The sequence below is a fragment of the Sphaerisporangium perillae genome (assembly GCF_023276435.1).
GTDB classification, from domain to species: Bacteria; Actinomycetota; Actinomycetes; order Streptosporangiales; family Streptosporangiaceae; genus Sphaerisporangium; species Sphaerisporangium perillae.
Map to the genome: position 1 here is coordinate 22,611 of NZ_JALLPO010000065.1, position 14,551 is coordinate 37,161.

10 protein-coding genes are annotated in these 14,551 nt (G+C 65.6%); 7 read left to right on the top strand and 3 right to left on the bottom strand.

Annotated elements, in window-relative coordinates; all coding sequences use genetic code 11:
- The first annotated feature begins 48 nt into the window (after positions 1–48).
- Together MYF83_RS39205 and MYF83_RS39210 are read left to right on the top strand one after the other, a co-directional pair.
- Entirely contained in the window at positions 49–378 is a 330-nt protein-coding gene (locus MYF83_RS39205) for a hypothetical protein (protein ID WP_248965880.1), read from the top strand.
- Between the two features lie 932 nt (positions 379–1,310).
- The gene (locus MYF83_RS39210; RefSeq protein ID WP_248965881.1) at positions 1,311–3,239 is read left to right on the top strand and encodes a hypothetical protein; all 1,929 of its coding nucleotides are present in this window, start codon (positions 1,311–1,313) and stop codon (positions 3,237–3,239) included.
- Between the two features lie 1,137 nt (positions 3,240–4,376).
- On the opposite strand, the gene MYF83_RS39215 is transcribed toward MYF83_RS39210, so the two are convergent.
- Positions 4,377–5,798: a recombinase family protein gene (locus tag MYF83_RS39215; protein WP_248965882.1), complete on the bottom strand. Its 1,422-nt coding sequence runs from the start codon at positions 5,796–5,798 to the stop codon at positions 4,377–4,379.
- 181 nt (positions 5,799–5,979) lie between these two features.
- Here MYF83_RS39215 and MYF83_RS39220 point away from each other — a divergent pair, with 181 nt between their 5' ends.
- The 3 genes from MYF83_RS39220 to MYF83_RS39230 all read left to right on the top strand — a co-directional run bounded on the left by MYF83_RS39220 (position 5,980) and on the right by MYF83_RS39230 (position 8,953).
- The gene (locus MYF83_RS39220; RefSeq protein ID WP_248965883.1) at positions 5,980–6,291 is read left to right on the top strand and encodes a hypothetical protein; all 312 of its coding nucleotides are present in this window, start codon (positions 5,980–5,982) and stop codon (positions 6,289–6,291) included.
- A complete protein-coding gene (locus tag MYF83_RS39225; protein ID WP_248965884.1) occupies positions 6,267–6,683 on the top strand; it encodes a PIN domain-containing protein in 417 nt (138 codons plus the stop codon). The genes MYF83_RS39220 and MYF83_RS39225 overlap by 25 nt, the downstream gene beginning before the upstream one ends.
- Positions 6,684–7,291: 608 nt before the next feature.
- Positions 7,292–8,953, top strand: coding sequence for a hypothetical protein (locus MYF83_RS39230; protein WP_248965885.1), 1,662 nt, complete (start codon positions 7,292–7,294; stop codon positions 8,951–8,953).
- Between the two features lie 505 nt (positions 8,954–9,458).
- Here MYF83_RS39230 and MYF83_RS39235 read toward each other — a convergent pair.
- A complete protein-coding gene (locus tag MYF83_RS39235; RefSeq protein WP_248965886.1) occupies positions 9,459–11,282 on the bottom strand; it encodes an amidase in 1,824 nt (607 codons plus the stop codon).
- 283 nt (positions 11,283–11,565) lie between these two features.
- Here MYF83_RS39235 and cynS point away from each other — a divergent pair, with 283 nt between their 5' ends.
- The gene (gene cynS, locus MYF83_RS39240; protein WP_248965887.1) at positions 11,566–12,009 is read left to right on the top strand and encodes a cyanase; all 444 of its coding nucleotides are present in this window, start codon (positions 11,566–11,568) and stop codon (positions 12,007–12,009) included.
- A gap of 124 nt (positions 12,010–12,133) precedes the next feature.
- Here cynS and MYF83_RS39245 read toward each other — a convergent pair whose 3' ends face one another.
- Complete coding sequence (locus tag MYF83_RS39245; protein WP_248965888.1) at positions 12,134–13,060, bottom strand: LysR family transcriptional regulator; 927 nt, start codon at positions 13,058–13,060, stop codon at positions 12,134–12,136.
- A gap of 96 nt (positions 13,061–13,156) precedes the next feature.
- On the opposite strand from MYF83_RS39245, the gene MYF83_RS39250 reads away from it, so the two are divergent.
- On the top strand, positions 13,157–14,446 hold the full coding sequence (locus MYF83_RS39250; RefSeq protein WP_248965889.1) for an MFS transporter: 1,290 nt from the start codon (positions 13,157–13,159) through the stop codon (positions 14,444–14,446).
- The last annotated feature ends 105 nt before the right edge of the window (positions 14,447–14,551 follow it).

Here is a 14,551-nt window from a genome sequence, read left to right on the forward strand (position 1 = left end):
CGTCAAGCTGGAGCGGCAGATCGCGCCGGGGGGTCGGATGAGGCGATCGTGCTGGCCGCCGAACTGCTGTACATCAGTCTGATGCCGCTGAGCCCGGCCATGATCGGCATTGATCGCAAGTTCGAGATAATTACCACGGTGCTCTCGTGGGCCGAGCGCCCGGTGCAGGTTACGGAGGAGCTCGCCGTGGCGGCCTCGCCCGGTTACATCAAGGGCGGGCAAGCCTTCCTGAACTACCGATGGGCCCTGGAAGGACAGCTCGCCTCCGATCAAATCCATGTTGGACAGGAACACCTGGCAGCCGGAGAACTCCGCGTTGTGGAACCAGACGTTGCCGCTGACGATCTGGGCACCGCTGAACATCAGCGTGTCGGCTGAAAGCCGCACCCCGAAGAAGGGGACATCGCAGGCCCCCCTCGGCAACTCCCGGATGTCGGATGCGTGGCCGGCCACGTCCCAGCCGGGGAACTGCGATACCCGCCATGACCGCCTCGAACTGCGGGGCATCGCCACGCTGCCACCCGGTCAGCACCGCCGCGCGGCAGCCGATCACCCCGACCACCTATGGCGAGAACCGGCGTGAGTGATCGTCACGGCCTAAAATGGTGACTTCTGCAGGCCTTCGGGCGCGTCGGGCGGTGCGTGCCCGGACCGGCCGAAGAGCCGCAGCCGGGCACGCTTGCCGGCCGGCGCGCCCGGCGGGCCGCGCGGCGGGCCGCCTTTAATACAAGTACAGATAAGTTACTTTCGACCATGGTTGGTTCGCTGTCCTACCTCGGCTGATGCTTGACGTGGGGCCGGGGTGCGACTCGCGGCATATCAGTGCGCGTCAACTCGAGCCGGCGACCTGTCAGGATCAAGCCCATGGCGGACGTGTGGTCCAGTGTGGCGACCGACTGCCTCGACCCCGAACGGGTGGCAGGATTCTGGAGCGCCTTTGCTCGGTCGCGGGCCCGGACCGTCTCAAAGAGGCCGGGTCTACCTCGGCGAACGTGATGACCCACAGCCGCGACTGGCTTTCCAGCCGGTATCCGAGCTCGCAGTTTGACTTTACTTGCCGATCCGCCGATCGCGCCCCGTGAAGCTGTTGTCGCAGCCTACGTATGCCCCGCAGGCGCACTCACGAGTCCACCCGCGCTGACCAGACAGGATGCGCTCCCGAGGCTTCACGCCATCGGCAGGTCCGAAGCGCTCGCTGGCGTCGGCAGCGAATCGCTGACCCTCTTGACGTGCGGTGGTGGCTACCGTGGTGACTACAGCTACGACAGCCGTGTCATCGTCGTGGCAACACCCGTGTGATCGGAACGCCCATGATGATCGACTACAACGTCAGCGACCACTGGTCCGATGACGATCCCGATTGGCCGAAGTCCCTGGTCTCCTCGCTCGACCGCCGTCACGGCCTCAGCAGCGTTCTGCCGCTCACGGTCATCGTCGAGGAGATCGCCGAGTGGGTCGAGCTTGCCAGCGGCACCGACGCGTGGAAGAAGCCCGCCAACCGCTCCTCTCTCCGGTTAGACCTCGACGAGTCGGTAGGCGCGGTTGGCGCAACCCTCAGCAATCACATCGCAGGGAAGCTCGCCGCATTTCGAGCAGCCCTATTGCAGCTCTCCACGAGCCCCTCGGCGGTGCTCGCCCAGCCGCCCGGCACTCGTACTGACGCGGCCTGGACAAACCTGCTCTCCACCGCGCGCGAGCTTCTCGAAGAGCTCGACTCGGACGATGCAGCACGCGCCAGCTGGGACGATCTGGTCGCGACCGCGCAGGATCGGACCCTGGCGCGGCGAGAGTACCGCCCTATCGCTGAGCTTCTGTTCGAGCAGCTGCAGCGGCGGGGTCTCAGCGCAGAGGGAGCCTTCCGCGATCTCGTGTCGATCGTGGCCTTCGGCCGCGACCCTAACGATATCCCCATCGGCGAGAAGGACGTGCCCCTCGATCAGCGGCTGACGAACGCGCGCACCTTCGTCGGCACACCCGCCCAGGTCGAACCGATCGTCGTCTGGTTGGGCTACCAAGGACGTATTCATCTTCATCTCTCTGCCGGACGTGTGTCCTTCCTCGACGCGCACTGGGCCGTTCCGAACGCTGAGCCTGGCGGGCAGGACTTCGCCCACAAAGCAGAGCTCTCACAGCTGGTCCGGGACGGCCTTATGTTCAAGGTTGCGAAGATGGTCGACGAGGAGTCCGACGTCGACATCCTTGTGCGCGTCGACCTCGGCAACACGACGGCTGCTGGTGCAGTCTCACGCGCCGTCGACATCGTGGACACCATCCTGAATGTGTCGATGCACAACGCTGGCGGGATCCGTCCGCGGCTAGCTCAACACGCCGTCATTCGCTCGGGGAAACCCGGCTCCGCCGGCTCCTTGGCCGTTTGGCGTGAGACCGGTTTTCCCGACGACTACTACGGAGCTGGGATTACCGCTGAGGCGATCGAACAACATGGACCGCCGATCGCCAAGGCACTTGCCCGAGTAGAACTCCCCAGGTTCCTGGCTGCGGCCATCGAAGTGCAGACGACAGCCGATCACCCTTTCAGCCGCGATATGGCGCTGCGGAAGCCGTCGGAAGCCGACATCAGCAGCGTGATCCCGCTCTCGGACCGAGTTGTGCAGCACATCGCTGCACACGCGGCCATGGACCCGAACGATCTCTTCGCACTGCTCGGAGAGCGCTGGCCGCATGCCCGATGGCGCAACGATCTTCAGCGCGCAGCGGAGATGTGCCTACTCGGCGGTGGTCGGCGCGATGATCTGCTCACCGAGCTCACGCGTGAATGGTTATCCAGCCGACCGAAACAGCCGTGGATCCTGCTTCTTGCCGATCGAGCCGATGACTTCCTGTCGCTGTGCCGCCTTGAGCATGAGCGCGCCTGGATCGCGCGAATGTTCACGAGCGTTGGCGATCACGCCACCTACAGCACCCTCATCCATGAGTACACGGCCGAGGGCGAAGTGCTCGATGCGCGCCGCCGCCGCGTTCGCAACGCATTGGTCCACGGAAACCCCGCGAGCTTCGCGGTGGTGCAGTCCGTCCGTGAGTATGCCGACTTCCTCGGTGGCAGCGCCCTCAACCGTGGTCTCGAGTCTTTCGTTGAAGGCACACCACCCGCCGCAGCTCTGGCGATCAGAACGGACGAGTTCGTCGCAATGCAGGATGGCCAGGATGCCGCAAGCTTCTGGCGTGCGCGGATCGCTGCACAGAATCATTCAGGCGCGACGTATGGAACCGAGCCGTGATCATATTTCACTCGACGGTTTCGCGTCATCCTAACTCCCCCGTGATCGCAGAATTTCGATGCGCAGGAGCGCGCTCTTCTCGGCAGAAGAGGAAGTGTCGCCAGCCTCGCCGTGATCATGTAAGGCATCAGGTGGGACCGAAACGTTAAGCATCAACCGAGGCCCGACAAAGGACTACTGCAACTACCATCGACTCCACGGCGGCCTCGGCGGCCAAACCCCCTACGGACGCCTCAAGCAGAAGACCCAGCCCAGGCGTAAACGATCAATGTCGGTCGCACATCGTGCTCGGTTCGCATTTGGCTGGTTGTTTGTGTGCTGGTCGGTGTTCCGGTCGCTGGTCGGTGCGCCGGCGTTGGGGACGGCTGGGGACGTCCTGTGTCAGTAGGGATCTCTTGGACGTCTTGCTGGCGTCCGGCTGGGTGGTGTCCTCGTTCTGACCCGGGTTCCGCGTAATTCTCGTGACATAGAGTCACGAAGACCGCGCTGACCATGGGCAACATTCGACAGGCTAGAGTGTGGGCGTTTCTCTAGGCGACGGCATTCTCGCAGTTCAGGAGCCTGATGACGCTCCTCCATGCCTTACGGCTCGCTCACATGTTCATGATCGTAGCGGCCCGCGGGCGGTTCCGTCGGCTGATCTTTGTGCAAGAGAAGGCGGATATACCTGATCGATTGGCATCGTCTGCCCGGTTTCCTGGGCCGGGAATCCGTTGGGTGGTGAGGGCGCTGACCTGGACCGATGCCGCCACCTAGAGACACGCCCTGGCGAGCCTGTACGGACTGTTCCACCAGGTCAACCGCATGTTCGTGTCTCCAGGCAACCCGAATTACGCGGAACGCAGGTCTGATCGCTGGTCGCATTCTTGATCTCGTCATCGATCGAAAGGAGCGAGAGGGGAGGCGAGCATGCGGCGGAGGGAGGATCTGGGAGCACGGTGCCGTGGGGTGGGCGTCGTGTGGGGTGGGCGCCTGGTGGCGGGTGTGGGTGAATGACGAGATGCGGGCGCGGGTGGCGGCGTCTCGGGCGGCGCAGGGGCTTGCGCCGGTGGTTGAGGATCTTGCCGTCTTGGAGCGGGTGGCGTCGGTGTTCCGGCTCGTCGGCGGGGACGAGCCGGAGCGCTTGGTCGCTGCTGCTTAGGCGATCCATTCGACGGTGAACCGGTCGGGGTCCCACTTCTTGCGTGGGTTGGCGGTGGCGACGGTGATGGTGCGGATGACCGCGGCGACGATGGCGCGTTGCTGGGAGACGTTCATGGCCTCCCACCTGGCGAGCATCTCCTGTGCGGTGCCGATGAAGGGGATCAGGGGCGAGGTTCGGGAGAGGCCGGCCAGTTGTGCCCTGTTCTTGTCCAGGCGCAGTTCGATCGGGGCGCGGGCGGCCATCCATTCCTTGCGGGTGATCTCGCGGGTGGCCCATGCCTGGGCGAGTTCTTCGAGGAGTTCCTCGTCGGCGCGGACGGCCTCGGCGAGGTTGTCGTCGTCGCCGCCTTGGTGGCGGATGCGCTCGGCGAGGGCGGGGGAGTCGAGTGCGGTCAGCAGCATGTCGCGGATGTGGTCGTCGGTGCGGGCGGCGTTGGTGGCGATACCGCCGCATGAGCCGCTGCCGGGGACGTTGGGGCAGACGTAGCGGGGGACGCCTTGCCGGGGGCGGCCGTTCATGCGGTGTCCGCATCGTCCGCAGCGCAGGATGCCGGACAGGAGGTAGGTGCGTCCGGTGGCGGCCTGGCGGCGGTAGTCGCGGGCGGGATCGCTGAGCAGGGCGCGTAGCCGGTCGGAGTCGACGGGGTCGATGATCTCGGGCCAGACGGCGTCGGCGACGATCTCGCCCAGCAGAGGGCGGGTGGCCTGGTAGGTGCTACGTGGCGTGTGCTCCCTTCGGCCGCTGATTCGGGCTGACGCGAGCAGGCGGCGCAATGTGGTGGGGATCCAGTGACGCCCGGAGGGGGTCTTCACGTCCCGCTGCTCGAAGTCCTTGCAGATGCTGGACAGTGATTCGCCGGCCAGTATCCGGCGGGCGGCCTCGCGGATCACCTCGGCCTCTTCATCGATGACGGTTACCCGGTCGTCGGCGTAGCCGTAGGGGCGCATTCCACCGCCGGAGACCTTGCCGGCTTCGGCGTTCTGTCGTCGCTGGCGCTTTTGCCGTTCGGCCTTGTGCTCGGCCTCGTGGCGGGCGGCGGCCCCGAGCATCCGGGCGATCAGTCGCCCAGTCGGGGTGGCCAGGTCGATCTCCCCGGTCACGGTGGCGAGTTCGATGCCGCGTCGGTCGGCCAGGTCGATGACGTCTTCGAGTTCGCGCGGGGATCGTGTCAGTCTGTCCACGTGCCAGCAGACGATGGCGTCGACCGTGCCGGCTTCGATGTCCTCAAGCAGTCTTCGCCACGCGGGACGGGGGCTTCCGGAGTACGCGCTGACGTCGTTGTCGGAGTAGACATCCACCACGTCCCAGCCTCGGAGCTCGGTCAGCGCACGGCAGTCGGCTTCCTGGCGGGCGACGCCGAGTCCGGCGCCCGCACGGTCCTGGCTGATCCGGCAGTAGATCGCAGCTCTGCGCATGGGTCACATAGATACACGCTCGTAGGCACGGGCGTGAGCTGCCCCATCGGCCTCACCACCGGCGAAGCCTGATCGAGACAGGGCCACTCCTGTCAGGGGTGTGGCCCTCGTCCTCGAAAGATCTTCACTACCCCACGCCCACCCAGGGCAATTTGCTACTGACAGTAGTAAAGTGGTCGGCGTGAGCGAGTCTGAGCTGGAATTCCCCCTCGGGGAGGGGCCTGCTACCAAGATCAGCGTCTCCTTGCGCGCAGGTAATGTCCGTGCTGTACGGGAACGCGTCGGGGCGCGTGGTTTCTCTGCCTATGTAGACGCGGCGGTCGAGCGCCAGATCGAGCGCGACCTGCTGGAGGAGGCGCTACAAGCCAACGAGAGTGAGGCCGGTCCTATCCCGCAGGCACTCCGGGACGAGGCGGCGGAGTTGTTTCGCAGCGTGAAGTCCACTCCTGAGCTCCAGGAGGGGGACGGATGGCACGGGCGCGAAGCAAGCTGAGTGCCGGCACGGTGGTTCTGGACTCGGAGGGGTTGTCGAAGTGGTGTGCGGCCGACCAGCAAGTCACGGCGATCGTGCGAGAAGCGCAGAACAACGACTTCCGTGTCGTCGTCTGTGCCATGACACCGATCGAGGCTTTTGATATTCGCGTGAAGAACGATCGACTTCGCTGGCACCTATCTCGGCTAAGGGTCGAGGCTGTCACGGAGGAGATCTCTCTGCACGCTCTTGAGTTGCTCCGCGCTGGGGGCCTCCACGGACACAAGTACGCGATCGACGCAGTCGTGGCCGCTACCGCCCTCCGGGCGATCAAACCAGTCATCGTTCTGACATCGGATGCAGATGACATGCTGAAGCTGTGTGGCAAAGCAGTCCGGGTCGTGAGCGTCTGAGTGATCCAGCCCACCCGTAGTCTCGACCAGCGCGCTCAATCCATGCCGCGCCGTCCCGGGCTCCGGAACGGTTTCATGACAGCGGCTCTGCGCGACCAGTCGCGTTCGCGGACGAGGTACCCGCACACTGCCTGTCCGGTTCGGCACTCCAGCCACGACCGTCAGTATCGCCTACGCGGCGATCTCACGACTCATCGTCACAACGGCAAGGATTTGGAGCTACGGGCGGACTCCGCCCGCGCATGGCCCTCACTCCGCTCGGACCGGCTTATCGGGGCTCCCGCCCAAGCCCCAAGGTGGGGCTCCGCCCCCACAGCGGCCAAGGTCCCGGTCACGGCGTACTGAACGGACGGCCTGCCCCCGCTCTACAAGATCCGACAGACCTCCCGGCGCTCTCCAGCGTGTGACGCGGCTATTCGGTACGAACCCGTAGTCGTCGCTACACCCCAACTGCACCGTGTCGTCAGCTCCTCGCTCTTAGGGAACTCGATCACGCGATGGGTCGACCCAGTGGAGACCTTCGCTATTGATGGGTCTGGCCGGGTTTGTGGCAGGAGTGATTACATGCAGGCATGAGAGCCAGCCAGCCGCCGGAATGGTGTCTCCACGTGCTGGCGGGGGTGGAGGAGCGGGGCGAGCTGAACGACCTCGATCTTCCCGCTGCCATGGCCGGGCTGCGCGGCCGGTTGGCGGCTGGAGAGACGCCGGCCGTGACAACGGCGGAGGCGTTGGCGCTCGCGCGTGAGGCAGCCCGCCGCGCGGAGATCGGGGCTGTTCAGCCGGTGCACATCGTGGCTGCGGCCGTGCTCTGCAACGGCTGGGTCGGCGACACAAAAGACAGCGAAGACAGGTCCATCGCGGCGGCGCTGGCCGCATGCGTCTACGCGTTGCAGTGGCCGGATGTGCACATGGTCACGCGCCACCAGTCGACCGCTCAGGACCATGAACGGTTCGCAGCCATGTACGACCGCCTCGGGCTGCGGACAGCGCTCATCACTCAGGGGTCGCCGCATGAGGAGCGCGGGTACGCCTACGCCGCAGACGTCCTGTACAGCGATGTCTACGAGCTGTGTAACGACTACGTACGGGACAACATCGCGTGGGATCTCGACGAGTGCGTCCAGGCAGGGCACGGGGTTGCGATCCTCGACAAGATCGACGACATTCTCGTCCAGCAAGGCAGGAGCCCTGCGATCGTCAGTGGCCGGTCGAGTGAGGCGGATCGACGCCGTTGGTTCTGCGAGCGGGTCCAATCCTTGCGACCGGGCGAGCATTTCGAAATCTCCGAGCGCCGGGCTCACCTGACGCCGCTCGGCCTCGACCGCCTGGACATGGACGACGCCCTGACGGCTTCCACCCTAGTCCGACGTCGCATGGCCGAGGAGGCCCTCACAGCCGCCCACTGCTTCCACCTGAACCGTGACTACACCATCCGCGATGGCGCCGTGTTCGGAAAGGTTCCCCAAGGTGTGCGGCACGCGCTGGAGGCCAAGGAGGAGATAGAGATCGGCGATGAGCGGCAGACACTTGGTGAGATTCTGCCGTGGGACTACTACCGCGGGTACGAAATCCTGGTCGGCCTGTCGCCGACGGCACGCCTGACCGCGCCGATTCTGGACGAACTCGCCGGAGCGACAGTTGTCACGATCCCCCAGCATGGCAGTCCACTCCCCGCTCTGGTCAGACCAGAGCAGGCCAAGGACAGTGGAATGGAGCGAGCCCTACGCCAACAGGTCGCTGACATGCTGGAGTTCACCGACGTCCAGCGTGGGCACAGAAAGGGCGTCTACTCGCTGCGAAGGGCAATGCTGGAATGCCAAGATCCAGGCGGTTGGGTACGGTCGACGCTCGAGTCGGTCGTTGAACACTACGTCGCCGCCGGATACCGCGACTCTCGCATGCTGCGTTGGACGCTGGACCGTCTCTACTCGACACGGTTGACAGAGGCTGACCTGACGGGCCAGAAGGAGACGGTCCTCGGACTCGTCCTGGCCGACGCGCGCACCGCTTACGAGCGCCGCTGGCGCGAGCTCGGGGACGAGCTCGCGCCCGAACTGGCGCGCCGCGTGGTGGTTTCGGTCACCGACAGAGTCTGGCGAGAGCACCTGATCGCGTTGGACTATCTTCCACAGGTCGTTGACGCGGACAGTCCGAGGGTTTTCCGCGATCGATACCACCAGCAGGCCACGCACCTTTACGACGCCACCATCTACCGGATCAGCGAGGAATCGATCGGCTACCTGTTCCACCTCGACGTGGATGGGCTGTAGGAGCAGCATTCACCTTCTGCTCCACGACGTCCGGTCACTGCTGTGATCGACTGACTCGGCATCGGCTGTGGCGGGTGTGCCGCCGCTGGTGTGGTGGATCTGCCGAAGGTGTCATGGTGAGACACGGTCATCCACCGGTTTTCCGGCTGAGTCGGAATTACTACCTGCAGCGAGGGTCTACCACCAGCAGTACCTTTTTAAGGTGCCAAATGGGTATTGCGGCATCGGCGGTACCAACGTCAAGCTAGGTGACCCGTCCGAATGGGCCGCCTGCCAGACGGGCCTGATCACGACGGAGGAGCAGTTCACCGGGCGCTGCCGGCTCTTTCCTAGTGACCTATGACGCACGACCGCTTCAGATTTCTTCCGATCTTTGATCGGTGGCGTGCACGAGGATTCCTGGCTGCGCTGGCGGTTGCCGTACGACGAGGCTATCCGCCTCGATTTCTTTCGCGCGCTGTGTGCCCCCGGCAATTGGGTTGCCGGGGGCATGACGGTTATCTGGTCAGGGCGCGGGGAGCGGAGGGGTTGTCAGGGGCGCCTGGCGGTGATGTGTGCGTTGCTCGTAGGCGTAGCCCATCTGGAACAGCGTTTCTTCGGTGAAGGGCCGTCCGAGCAGTTCCATCCCGACCGGTAGCTTCGTGCTGGTGAAGCCCGCGGGGACGGCGAGTGCCGGGAAGCCGATCGCAGGACTGAGCGAAGCATTGCTTCCACCGATCCCGCGGTTCGCGTTGGGGTTGGTGAGAATGTCGTCGGGGATGACCGGCGGCTCGTGATCGGCGGTCGCGTACGCGACCGCGTCGAGGTCGTTGTCGGCCATGACCTTGAGCATTGTCTGGCGCAGCTTCTCCCGGGCCTGCTGCGCCTTCAGGTAGTCGAGATCATTCGTTGTCTTGCCTACGGAGCTACGAAATATGGCGCGCCCGATCGGCGTGATGAGTGGCGAGTCGGCGATCTGCGCGAAGGAGGAGATCGGTGGGTTCGGCAGCTGCGCCAGGTAGGCGTTGGTCGCTTCTTCGGTCTCGGATTCGACGCTTGAGGCGGACAGGAGTGACTTGAGGTCGGGCACCACGATGGGATCGACGACTTCGGCGCCGAGAGCCGAAAGGTCTGCGTACGCCTTGTCGACGACGGCCTTGACTCGCGCGTAGTCCGGCAGATTGGGGTTGGTGTTCGTTGCCATCGGCTCGCGGATGATACCGATGCGCTTGCCTCTCAGCGTCTTCGTGCTGAGGTCGTCCTCGTATTTGCCGTCCGCCGGCGTTCTGTCCACGCTGTAGGCGGTCAGCGGGTCGTTCGGGTCGTAACCGGCGATGACGCTGGTGAGGATCGCAGCGTCCTTGACGGTCCTGGTGAGCGGGCCGAGGGTGTCCTTGGTCGGCGAGGCGGGGATCATGCCGTAGCGGCTGATCAGAGGGGTGGTAGGCCGCAGCCCGACCAGGTTGTTGGCAGCGGCGGGTCCGCGGATGGAGCCGAGCGTGTCCTCGGCGATGCCGACCGCGCCGTAGTTGGCGGCGATCCCGGCGCCGGTGCCGCAGGAGGAACCTCTGGGGCTGCGGGTCAGATCGTAGGGATTGCGGCACACACCGAAGGCCGAGCCGGCGTAGCCGGCGGCGGCGAATTCGCCCAGGTTGGTCTTGGCCAGAATGACGGCGCCGGCGGCTCGCAGCTTGGTGATGACGGTGGCGTCGCGGCCGGATTCGAAGCCCTTGAATATCGCCGAGCCGTAGGTGGTGGGCATGTCTACGGTTTCGACCTGGTCCTTCACCAGCACTGGGATGCAATGCAGCGGCCCGGTCAGCTTGGACTTGGCGTAGGCCTTGTCGAGTTCGGCGGCGCGGGTGAGTGCCGCGCCATTCACCGTCTGGACGGCATTGGTGGCGAGCTTGCCTTCGGCCGGCTTGTCGTAGGCGTTGATGCGGTCGATGTAGGCCTGGACGAGCTCCACGCAGGTCAGCTTGCGGGAGGAGAACGCCTTGTGGATCGACTCGATCGTCGCCTCGGTGACGTCGAACGGGTGCTTGGCCTTGGAGGCCGCTTCGGCTGTCTGGATGATGGAGGCTGTTGCCGACAGGGCGGGAGAGGTGAGGAACAGCCCGGCGAGTACTACTGCCGCGGCCGGTGCTGCTACCAGTCGCCTGTGTTTCACACGATGTCCTCTGATAAGCCCGATATGGGTGCGAAAGATGATCTTAGGAAGATCGTGTTTCGGCCATACTAAGATCTTGTTTCGGCAAGCCGTTCCCGGATTCCTGCAGGCACTGGCAGCGCAGAGCGTTCTGAGGCATGTGGTGGCCGGACGTAGCGGTGACAGTCTTGGCTCGGTCACGATGGTCCAAGTCCCTCGACGGGCCCGCGCAAGCCGTTCCATCACCCAGCTGAGAGCGGCTCGGCCAACGTGCCGACTGGTCGGTCCTCCCGGAGTCAGTGATCAATCCGGAGGCGTGCCCGGGGATGCGACTCGCTGCATGAGCGGACGTGCCGCTGGGTTGAGGCCCACGCCCGTTCAGCTCGCAGTCACCTATGTAACGCTGTCACTCGGGCGGCGTCTTCGGCACGTGTGTGCCTGCGACGCCCTGTATCACGTCGGCGCCGATCCTGGGAGGAACGCCATGATGACGAAGAAGGACGCGGCGGAGGCCGTTCGCGCGGCCAAGGCCCGGCTAGGCGTGACGTGGGTCCAGCTCGCCGAGGCAGTCGGACGCCCCCCGGCATGGACGACATCAGCGCTGCTGGGTCAGCAGCCTATGAGCGCCGCGCAGGCCGAGGCCGCGGCGTCGTTGCTGGATCTCGATGAGGATGTTCAGCAAGCGTTGCAGCTTCAGCCCACTCGCGGTGCGTTGGAGACCGCGGTGCCAACGGACCCGACGATCTACCGGTTCTACGAAGTACTCCAGGTCTACGGACCGACGATCAAGGAACTCATCCACGAAGAGTTCGGCGACGGCATTATGAGCGCCATCAACTTCCGCCTCGATATCAAACGCGTACCCGACCCGGCCGGCGATCGGGTAGTGGTGACCCTGGATGGGAAATTCCTGCCCTACCAGTGGTGAGGTCAGGAACCACCTGACACATGCCGAGCGCCACCGCGACCTCGATGGACCGACCAACGCGCATACCGCAGGTCGGCCTCGTCGCCCTCCGCGGAATCGCGACCGAGCGTGCGAGGTCCCCCGGTCAGGCGTCTGGATTCGGGGCGGCGTGGGTGGTCAGCACAAGGTCAATGAGCGCTTGGGCCGCAGCCGATGGGCGGCGGTTGGCCGCCGTGATGAGCGAAACCACGAACACCGGTTCCGGCAGCACCTTCCGGAGGGCGACACTGCGGGAGCCCAAGGCCAGTGACGGGCTCAGGAACGCGAACCCGAAGCCCGCCCTGACCAGTTCGATGACTGTGGGGATATCGGCCACTTCGACAGCGACCACGCGCCGTAGGCCGGATTGCAGGAACAGTTGGTCGACGCTGAGCCGGGTGCCCCACCCGGACGGAAGGTCCACGAACGGCTCGCCTTCGAGGTCGGTGAGCGGGATGACCCGGCGCTGGGCGAACGGGTGGTCGTCCGGGCAGGCGAGCAACATCGGCTCGGACGCCAGCGGGCGTACCGTCAGGCCGGGTGGATAGTCGCTGGGGAGCGCGGCGAAGGCCAGATCGAGCCTGCCGTCGATCACCTGGCTGACCATTTCGGTGGACCCGCCCTGGGCGGGGCTCGGGAGGATCTGCACCTGCGGGCGTTCCCGGTGGTAGCGGGTCAGCACGGCGGCCAGGTCGATCAGCGTCATCGAGTGCATGATGCCCACGCGCACGGAGCCGCGGACTCCGCCGTGCACGGCGGCGACGGCGTCCCGGGCGGCGTCCGCCGCGGCCAGCGTGTTGCGCGCCTCGATGAGTAGCGCGCGGCCGGCGTCGGTGAGCTCGACCTGGTGAGTGGTGCGATCGAACAGCCGGCCGCCGAGCTCGCGCTCCAGCGACCGGATCGAGACGGACAGCGCCGATTGCACCAGGTGCATGCGTGCTGCGGCGCGGGTGAAGCTGCACTCCTCGGCGACGGCGACGAAGTGCTCCAGGTGGCGCAGCTCCATGTCATGCTCCACATTCATAACCGTCATCGAAAGTCTTCGTTGGACAGCATAACCCCGTGACGGAAAGCTGAGCTGGCAACGGATCCGCGGCCATCAGTCAGCACCGCGACAAGGAAACGCCTCATGTCTACTGTCATCAGCGCCGGACGCGAACGGGCCAGGGTTGGGCACCAGGCCCACGCACGACGTCGCCGGCACCACTCGTTCGGTTTCTGGGCCGCCACGCTGGCCTTCCTGGTGAACATGGGATTCTCGGCGGTCCCGACGCCGCTGTATGTGCTGTACCAGCAGCGTGATCACTTTTCCACGATCATGCTCACGGTCGTCTACGCCGTGTACGCGCTGGGGGTGATCGTCAGTCTGTTCTTCGTTGGTCACCTGTCCGACTGGGTAGGGCGCAGGTGGGTGTTCGTGCCTGCGCTGCTGCTCAACGTGGTCAGCGCGCTGATCTTCCTGTTCGCGCCCAGCATGCCCGGATTGCTGGTCGCCCGGATCGTCTCCGGGATCTCCATCGGCCTGACGACCGCGACGGCTACCGCCTACCTCGGTGAGCTGCACCTCGGGGTGTCCGGTGGAGAAGTGGCCTCGCCGCGCCGCGCCCAGGTCGTCGCCACCGCGGCCAATCTGGGCGGCATCGGCGTCGGGCCGCTGGTCGCCGGGTTGCTGGCCCAGTACGCGCCGCAACCGCTGCGCCTGCCCTACATTCTGTTCGCCGCCGTGCTGTGCGTGCTGGCCGTACTGGTCGCGGTCTCACCGGAGACCGCCAACCGGCCGGACCCGACGCCGCGGTACCGGCCGCAGCGCATCGCGGTGCCGCGGCACGCTCGCCGGACGTTCTTCGCCGCCACCGCCGCGGGCATGGCCGCGTTCTCCGTCTACGGCGTGTTCAACTCGCTGGCTCCGACGTTCCTGGCCGGCACGCTGCACCAAGACTCACACGCGGTGGCCGGCGCGGTGGCGTTCGCCGCGTTCGCCTCAGGCGCTGTCGCCCAGATCGCGCTGAGCCGAGCCGGCCTGCAACTCACGCTTCGCGTTGGCCCGCTACTCCTCATCCCGGGCCTCGCGCTCTTCGCGGGCGGGATGTGGGTGCCGAGCCTGGCGATGTTCGTGATCGGCGGGGTGCTCACCGGCGCCGGTAGTGGCCTGGCCTTCCGGGGTGCGCTGACCGCCGCCGGGTCGACCGCCCCGCCGGAGTCACGGGCCGAAGTGCTCGCCGGCTTCTTTCTTGGGGCGTACATCGGGCTGTCGGTTCCGGTTGTGGGACTGGGCATCGGCACGCAGTACGTGTCCGCTCGCATGGTGATGCTGGTGTTCGTGGTGATCGTGGCCATCGCTGTGGTGCTGTGTAGCCGCATGGTGCGCGCTCAGCACGCCCTGCAGCGGCCAGGCGGGCTCGCTTCTCGCAGGGGGTGAGACTCGGTTGCTGGATCTATGGGAGTGAGAATTCCAGTTATTTGCTACTCGAAGTAGTAAACTAGCTGTATGAGCGTGCCTGAGCAGGACTACGCCCCGGGAGAC

Excerpts from the sequence above, each read along its gene's own strand:
- MYF83_RS39210 (WP_248965881.1), top strand. The coding sequence starts at position 1,311 with ATGATGATCGACTACAACGTCAGCGACCACTGGTCCGATGACGATCCC.
- MYF83_RS39215 (WP_248965882.1), bottom strand. The coding sequence starts at position 5,798 with ATGCGCAGAGCTGCGATCTACTGCCGGATCAGCCAGGACCGTGCGGGC.
- MYF83_RS39225 (WP_248965884.1), top strand. The coding sequence starts at position 6,267 with ATGGCACGGGCGCGAAGCAAGCTGAGTGCCGGCACGGTGGTTCTGGAC.
- cynS (WP_248965887.1), top strand. The coding sequence starts at position 11,566 with ATGATGACGAAGAAGGACGCGGCGGAGGCCGTTCGCGCGGCCAAGGCC.
- MYF83_RS39245 (WP_248965888.1), bottom strand. The coding sequence starts at position 13,060 with ATGACGGTTATGAATGTGGAGCATGACATGGAGCTGCGCCACCTGGAG.
- MYF83_RS39250 (WP_248965889.1), top strand. The coding sequence starts at position 13,157 with ATGTCTACTGTCATCAGCGCCGGACGCGAACGGGCCAGGGTTGGGCAC.